The sequence below is a fragment of the Vibrio sp. LB10LO1 genome, from assembly GCF_010092875.1.
Lineage (GTDB): Bacteria > Pseudomonadota > Gammaproteobacteria > Enterobacterales > Vibrionaceae > Vibrio > Vibrio campbellii.
On sequence record NZ_JAADJW010000064.1, the window covers coordinates 1 to 8,442 of the forward strand.

Sequence of the window (8,442 nt, forward strand, 5' to 3'; positions counted from 1 at the left end):
TTGCACCGGACAATGTAAAGGTTTCAGGGCCTTCGAACAGGTCATCATCCGTTGTACTAACGGTGATGCTGTATGTGGTGTCGTTGGCAGGCACGGTGACATCGAACGAACCATCAGGATTTACTGCAACAACTTCGGTACTGTTGTCCGCATAAGTTATCGTCACTTGTGTATCGGTGTAATCTGCGCCACCGTCTGCAGTGCCATCAGCGAGTGTCATGCTGACTATAGAGTCTGTATCACTGGCATTACTTAGCGTTACATCAAATGTTCCTGCTTCGCCTTCATTAATGAGTTCGTTAGAAATAGAAGCTACAAGTTGGGCATCGTTGTCGATAATAGTCGTAGTACCTATTGCCGGGACACCTTGAACATCCGTAGCACCTGATAGGGTAAATGTTTCTGTATTTTCTGTAAGCTCGTCATCAGTCGTACTCATTGTGACGCTATATGCAGAATCGTTTGCTGGCACTGTTACAACAAAACTACCGTCAGGCTCTACATTAATAACTTCAGTGGTATTGTCCTCATAAGTAATAGTAACCAGTGTATTGGTGTAATCCACCCCACCTTCCGCACTTCCATCTGCAAGGGTCATATTCACCACTGTAGGGGTCGTACTTACATTACTTAAGGTAACGTCTAAAGTCGCGACTTCGCCTTCATTTACAGTGGTACTGGTAATAGATGTAACAGTTGGGCGGTCGTCGTCTGGATCTGGGCCTGGACCGGAGCCATCATCCACAATAGTCGCGGTACCCGTATCTGCCCCTTGAACTGCACCAAGACCGGTTACGTCTACGGTGAAGTTCTCTGGACCTTCAAACACTTCATCGTCAATCGATGCAATTCGGACATCAAACTGTGTAAGTCCTGCAGGTACAGTTACCACACCATCGTTTGGTACCGCTAACCAACCTGAACCTGTGTTGTATTCAAGGGTTCCAAGGTCACCGACTTCGGTGTCACCAAGATTAAGGCCAAGTTCTACCTGAACGTCATCTTCAGATGCATTAGTTAATGACACAACAAAGTTGGCGGTATCACCTTCGTTAATCGTGCCAGCATCACTGATTGAAACTGTTGGACGATCATCGTCTGGATCTGGGCCTGGACCGGAGCCATCATCCACAATAGTCGCGGTACCAGTGTCAGTACCTTGAACTGCACCAAGACCGGTTACGTCTACGGTAAAGTTTTCTGGACCTTCAAAGACTTCATCGTCAATCGACGCAATTCGGGCATCAAATTCTGTCAGTCCAGCTGGCACGGTTACCACACCATCGTTTGGTACCGCGACCCAACCTGAACCTGTGTTGTACTCTAGTGTGCCAAGGTCACCGACTTCGGTGTCACCAAGGTTAAGACCAAGTTCAACTTGAACATCGTCTTCGGAAGCATTAGTTAATGACACAACGAAGTTCGCCGTGTCACCTTCGTTAATGGTGCCTGCATCACTGATAGATACTGTTGGACGATCATCGTCTGGATCTGGGCCTGTACCGTCATCCACTATCGTAACAGTGCCGCTTTGTGTTCCGTTTTGATTGGGTGTAGAACCAGACAATTCAAAGGTCTCTGCCCCCTCGAAAATGTCATCGTCCGTTGTATTGATTGTCACGCTGTAAGAGGTGTCATTTGCAGAAACGGAAACTTCAAAACTACCGTCAGGGTTTACAGCTATCACCTGCGAACTGTTATCTTCGAAAGTGATTGTCACCGATGTGTTTGTGTAATCAATGCCACCTTCTGCAGTACCGTCTGCAAGGTTCATGATTACCGTCGTATCTATTGAACTTGGGTTTGAGAGTGTCACGTCCAAGGTGGCAGCATCACCTTCGTTTACAGTGGTGTCAGTGATGGATACGACAGTAGGCCGATCATCATCTGGGGTTGGGCCAGGACCAGACCCATCGTCAATTATCGTAGCAACACCGGTTGCAGGCTCTGATTGCCCATCAGTTCCACCGTTTAGGGTAAAGATCTCGTTTCCTTCAAATAGATCATCATCAGTGGTATTTACGGAGACACTAAAAGACCGCTCTCCAGCGGGAATCGTAACGGTAAACGCGCCATTTTCGTCAACGCTTACGTCCTCTGAAGTGCCGTCTTCGAACACAATAGTGACGATATTATCGTCATAGTCTGTTCCGCCCTCAGCTGTCCCCTCATTAAGTGTAAGAACAACATTTGTATCTTCTAGTAGCGGTTGATCAAGTGTTACGTCGAACGTGGCTTGTTGTCCTTCACTTATCGTTGGGCTCGATATCTCTTGGACAATGGTTTGCGCTGGGATGGTTTGCTCACGAAGAAGATCCAGAAGAGAAAGCTCTTGAGTCTCAGACAATGCGATAGATGTGCCCACTGTTTCGAAATCAGTGCTCGCTAATGATTCTGCACCTATACGATCAACTGCCCCAGTGGTTTGAGGACTGGAACCCGAAGATTCACCAGCCGCTGTTTCAAAGTCCCCTTCTACTTGCGCTGGGTCTTCCCCTGCCGCGATAGCTTCAATCAGAGCGGTGATATCATCCGTGACATTAATTGAGCTGCCCTGTGGTGTGATTTGCTCAAAAACAAGCTCTGACGTGTCCGATATTTCGGTAATCACCAGTTCCCCTGGCGCAGGAAGCTGTCCCGGCTCCAGTGTCTTGATTTCACCGTTATTCCCAATCACAACGATATTGCTCATTAAAGAGCTAAAGGCTACACGATCCATAGCTACCTCACCAAAATTCCCTAATCGTCACAAATTTGTCACCCCAACAAATACGACTATAGTTTAGTCAAAATCATTTCTTTTTCGTTGTACGTAAGGGCGTCAAAGTATAGAGAAACCCAAGGGGCGGGGTTTGCTTGACATGAACGTCAAAATACGGAGAAGGACGCTATGGTATTAAGAATTCTGACTTTTCTTCCAAAAGGAACCTGCGAACAAATGAGCAACATCTCTCATATGTGCTAAGGTTTTATAAGGCGAGTCACTGGATTTTCTGAATAAAAGCCTAGGGTTAGCAGGACGTTGATAATTCAATCAACAAATAGCTGATATTTGTGCCATTTCGTCTCACTAATGAGATGAAATATCAAAAAGCAATACCAATTTTCTAGGAGGACCACCGTGAAATGGAATCGACTAAAAATCGCTTGTTGCTGTAGTTTGATGTTATCTCCATCCGTTTTCGGTCAAACTTTAGAACAAGCGGTCGCACTCACACTCAAAAACAACCCGGACATAAAAAGCGCTTTTAACGAATTCAATAGTCGTAAGTATATTAATGAGGCGGCATCCGGTGCATACCTGCCTTCAATCGATCTTGATGCTGGAATTGGCTATGAAGGCTTGGACCCATCAGATGAAGGCGGTCGAGGGGATACTGATTATACAAGGAAAGAGGCATCGGTGACTTTGACCCAGCTAATTTGGGATGGGAGCGCGACACTCAACGATATCGACCGAACGGCTGCAGACGCTGAATCTGTAAGGTTTCAACTCTTAGCAGACGCGTCTGATACTGCACTTGAAGTAACGAGCGTTTATTTAGATGCGGTTAAAGCCTATGAAATTCTCACCCTGTCTGAGAACAATTTAGCAGTACACAAGAAAATCTATACAGACATTCAAAAACGCGTTAATTCAGGGATTGGCTCGACGGCGGATTTAACTCAGGTGGAAGCGCGTTTAGCAAAAGCACACGGTAATTTAGCCGCTGCACAAAATAACCTCTTCGATTCCCACACTATGTTCACACGACTTGTTGGACAGAGCCCTCAAGGCTTGATATTCCCGAGAGCTGATGAGAACTTTCTTCCGTACACAATCGATGATGCTATTGGCCTAGCCTTCGAGGTACATCCTGTGATTCAAGTGGCGCTTGCTGATGTAGACTCAGCCAAATTCCAGTACAAGCAATCTAAAGGGGTCAACTACCCTACGCTTTCAATTGAGGCATCTCAAACTTGGCGTGACGATGCCGATGGATTGAAAGGCAGAAGCGACGAGACACTCGCTATGCTTAGGCTCCGTTACAACTTATATAATGGCGGCAGTGATGCAGCCAACTCCGAGAACTTTGCCTACCAACTGAATAAAGCAAAAGACTTACGTGAAGGCGCCTATCAAAATGTGGAAGAAGGATTAAGGCTTTCCTGGAGCGCGTTGGACTTAACTTTACAACAAAAAGAATTCTTGTCTGACCATGTTGACTCTGCAGCCAAAACGGTTATTGCCTACGAGAAACAATATCGTATTGGCAAGCGAACATTATTAGACTTACTCAACACGGAAAACGAGCTCTTCGAAGCACGTAAAGATTATTTGGATGCGAAGTACGCTGAACAGTACGCAAAATACCGCGTAATGAACGCAACTGGACAACTGCTTAACTCATTGCGTATCGACATCCCGCAAGAGTGGCTAGAGAAAGTGGAGTATTAATATGAAGATAATACCTATTTTGTTCATGGTTTGTTTGATTTCAGCATGCAGCGGCTCTAACTCGAATAGAGAGACAGGCGACGAATATGAATACATAGAGACTCCCAATGCAGATCAGATCGCCGATTTGATCGATGATGACAGTGATGGTGTTATCAATGCACGAGATCTCTGTCCGGGCACTGCGGAAGGCTCAGAAATTGATAATGATGGATGCGGTAGATATGCAAAGTCATCTCAGCAAATGCAGATCCGCGTCTTGTTTGCTAATGATTCATCTGAGATCGACCCAGTTTTTGCTAAACAAATCAGCGACCTTTCCGACTTCCTAAAAGAATACCCGACTACATCAATCGAACTACAAGGTTATACAAGTATCACTGGTACAGACGAATATAACCTTGCACTTTCAAAACGACGAGCCGAAAGTGTGAGGCAAGAATTAATTAATAACGGTATCACTCCTGAGCGTTTACGTATTGTCGGATTTGGAGAGACCAATCTTGCATCTCAAGGCACGGACGAAACCAGCCACGCACTTAACCGCCGGGTAACCGCTACCGTAGTTGGCTATAAAGGTGAAATTGAGAAGGAGTGGACGATTTTCACAACGCTACCTAAGAGTTAGTGTTGTTAGTTTAAATGCCAAAGACAAAGGTCTAGCATACTGCTAGACCTTTTGTTTAGTTGGATTTAAGGCAATCGGAAGCTGTACTTTCTCTCCTTCCGTTTGGTGAATAATAACTACGTGATGTCGTTATTGATTTTTAGCAGGTCGTTAAGGATGGCGGAACCATCTGCTGGAGATAAAGAACCGTCGATTAAGAGCTCACTGTATTGATTTGAACCACCCTCGATCACGACTTTTTGGCTCGACGAACCATCTGATTCAGAAATCGTTAGAATCAGGTTATCACCATCGGCTTCAAGACCAATCTCGTTATTAGCCAATAAAGAGTCGACAGAATCAAAGTCATCCGTATGAAGCAAGTCAGAGATATCAATCTTATCTTCACCTTCCGTGAAGTCTTTTATCGTATCTACTTCCCCATCACGAATACCAGAGCCGTCATCAATTAGCTTAAAGATATCATCTCCAGCTCCACCGATCAGGATATCATCTCCTTCGCCACCGACTAGGATGTCATTCCCACCATGACCAAACAAGATATCATCGCCTTGCTCTCCATAAAGCATATCGACTTTATCACCCTGATGATTCTGATTAAACTCATCGATATTATCTTTGACATAAGCGTGAATCGCCTCAGCATCAACTGTTGAAATATCCTGCCCTGTTTCTTGCGCGACGTGCGACTGGATAGCGCTAATGCCTTGCTCGTTACCACCAAACTCAATTAAATCGCCGAGCAAAATGTCATCACCATCATCACCATGAATCGTATCTGAACCTTGTTTCAATGGCACGCCTTGACCAAGTATCGTCTCAGCAAGGTTGGTAACATCAATCTCTGAATCAACAACACCATCGGTATCGTATTGTTGTAATGTGCTTTCATCGATACCATTGCCAAGGCCAACAGTCTCTACGCTAGAAAGTAGCGCGAGCACTTGATACATATGTTGAGATTGTTTTATCGTCGAATACTCGTCATCGTAGACAAGCTTACCATTCTGAGACTGATCGATTTCACCCAAATTTTGGCCTGTTAATGGAGAGTAAACCGTGCCATCAGACTCAACCAGTAGCTCCCCTTTATAGTAAAGCTCGTCACCAAATACGTACTGATTATCAGTCAGTACCTCATCTAGAGTGACAAGATTACCCTGAGAATCAACATCTAACAGAACTTTGTCAAAATTAACTTCCTGAGTATTTTTCAGTTCGGAGATCACATTCGGTTCACCATCTGTGATGAAATAAGTGATGTTGTCACCTTCTGAGTTAGGTTGGCCACCAAACCACTCTACAGCGGACTGCAAACCTGCTTCATAATTGGTATTACCGCTACCGTAATCATCGATCGTATTGAGCTCTTCAACGAAATCAGCTCTTGCTGTTCCTGAGCTTAAATCGACTTCTATAACCTTCGTTGCACCAGTCGCAAACTCAGAGAGCATGATGTTTACAGTTCCCGGTGCCACACCTTGGTTTACAGACGCAAGTAGCTCATCAAAGACATCGAGAATCTCATCTTTTGCACTTCCAACCCAACTTCCCATACTGCCCGAAGTATCGAGAACGAACGCAATGTTATAGTCCTGGCCCGCAATGATCTCTATACCTTGAACATCACCAACAATGAGATCGTTATCTGAGCTACCTTTGATCAGGTCGTCACCATGAGAACCCGATTTAAGCTCAAATTCGCGGGCAGAAATATCTACCGATTCTGTTGTTACAGCTGCGTCGTTATTAGAAGTTTCTACCGATGTTGCCGTTACACTAATTGGGAAGTTGAAGCTACCTTCATAATCAAAAGGCACTTTAATCTCTAATGATGCTTGTCCTTGTGCATCGATATTTACAAGGTAGCCACCTGAAGGTTCTGAAGTGATGAGCTGACCATTTACATAAAGCTCTGTATCAGAAGGAAGGCCTTCGACTAAGACGGTCTGATTTAAGTTTTCACTGCCATCGACGTCGACCAAATCCACATCAATATCTACAGGAATCCAACGGTCTTGTAGTACCTCGTAAGTACCATCAGGGTTGATCTCAACGACTTTATCTGCAAAAACAACGCGCTCAATTTCGTATAAGTGATCACCGCGGTCTTCTTGCCCTGTATTATCATTAACCGAGTCGATAGAGCGGTTATCCAAGAAAATCCAGTACGGAACATCGCCGCCATGGTTATTCTTAAAGGTAAACTCGTAATCACTGAAGTTACCAGTGAGATAAACAGTATCTTTACCATCATACGTCGTATTGGTAGAAGCATCATCGCCGTAGAAAGAATCATTGTGACCACCGCCGACAAAAACATCGTCACCGCCGCCACCATAGAAGGTGTCGTTATAGTCCGTACCTACAAACAAACTGTCAGTGTCTGATATATCGTTATTATTACCAAGCATAACGTTTGCTGGTGGGTTATCTTCTTGGTAAACGCTATCAAGTCCCAATCCAGTTGCGATAGATTCATTCTGTACTGGCGTATTATCGATAGTAGAAGTGATTAAACCGTGGTTTGAATCAACAGCATCTCTTTTTGACAACTCGCCAACGGTGATTGTGACTGTCGGCGCATCTGCATCAGGAGTAACATCGATAGTTAGCGCAGATTCTTGACCAAAACTTTGTCCATCCGTTGGCTTAAAGCCAATCTGGGCATAGGTACTGGCCTGATCACCTATGTCATTTCCGATAAAGCTATCATCGCCAGACTCGTTTGATTCTGGAGTGAAACGCACGCTCTCGGAATCAAACAATGACTTATTTAGGATTTGATTTTCCGTCACTAACTGCCACTTTCCTTGGGCATCTTTGTACTCAAGTAGACCATTGACAGGGAGCGCTGTGATTTGAACTGACAATACTGTTGAATCAGAATCAACATCTGAGACACCGAACGATGACCAATCCAGAGCCACTGGAGAGTCCTCAAGAGTAGTCACATTGGAAGGCGCTGCTTCAGGCGCATCATTCACGTTTACAAGTGAAACATTAACCTCTGCGATATCTGACCCACCAGTTCCATCCACAACTTTAACCTGAAGTTGATAATCTCCTAAATCAACATCATCGATTGCCTTATTCAGTGAGATCTCGCCACTAGACGGATCGATATCAAATAGGCCGCTTGTCGTAGAACCATCAGCAAAACTGTAAACTAGATCGTCGCTATCTTTATCCTCGGCAGTGACCTTACCTACAACCGTGCCGCTAACGCTGTTATCGTTCACTGAACCGAAGTCATATACATCATTGTTCGGCGCATCACCGGGATTGTCACCATCAGAGATAAACTCTGGAGCATGTTGTGCATCAGTAATGGAAACTGTCGCTTCTTTCGTATCTGCGTCCAGAGTTGAATCTG

At 44.8% G+C, this 8,442-nt stretch carries 4 protein-coding genes; 2 read left to right on the forward strand and 2 right to left on the reverse strand.

Annotated elements, in window-relative coordinates; translation table 11 throughout:
- The coding region (locus GXP65_RS24190; RefSeq protein WP_275898101.1) for a Calx-beta domain-containing protein at positions 1–2,719 on the reverse strand (2,719 nt) is incomplete at its 3' end.
- A 402-nt stretch (positions 2,720–3,121) separates the two neighbouring features.
- Between GXP65_RS24190 and GXP65_RS24195 the strand changes: the two genes are divergently transcribed.
- Both GXP65_RS24195 and GXP65_RS24200 read left to right on the forward strand, forming a co-directional pair.
- Entirely contained in the window at positions 3,122–4,438 is a 1,317-nt protein-coding gene (locus GXP65_RS24195; RefSeq protein ID WP_005426598.1) for a TolC family outer membrane protein, read from the forward strand.
- 1 nt (position 4,439) lies between these two features.
- Positions 4,440–5,066 carry an OmpA family protein gene (locus tag GXP65_RS24200; protein ID WP_045452297.1) on the forward strand — a complete coding sequence of 209 codons (627 nt, stop codon included), beginning with the start codon at positions 4,440–4,442 and terminating at the stop codon, positions 5,064–5,066.
- Between the two features lie 116 nt (positions 5,067–5,182).
- Here GXP65_RS24200 and GXP65_RS24205 read toward each other — a convergent pair.
- Positions 5,183–8,442, reverse strand: a 3,260-nt coding sequence (locus GXP65_RS24205) for a VWA domain-containing protein (RefSeq protein ID WP_162093906.1), incomplete at its 5' end; no start/stop codon positions are given.

What these genes read in the sequence shown, in the direction of transcription:
- GXP65_RS24200 (WP_045452297.1), top strand. Translation starts at nt 4,440, where the DNA reads ATGAAGATAATACCTATTTTGTTCATGGTTTGTTTGATTTCAGCATGC.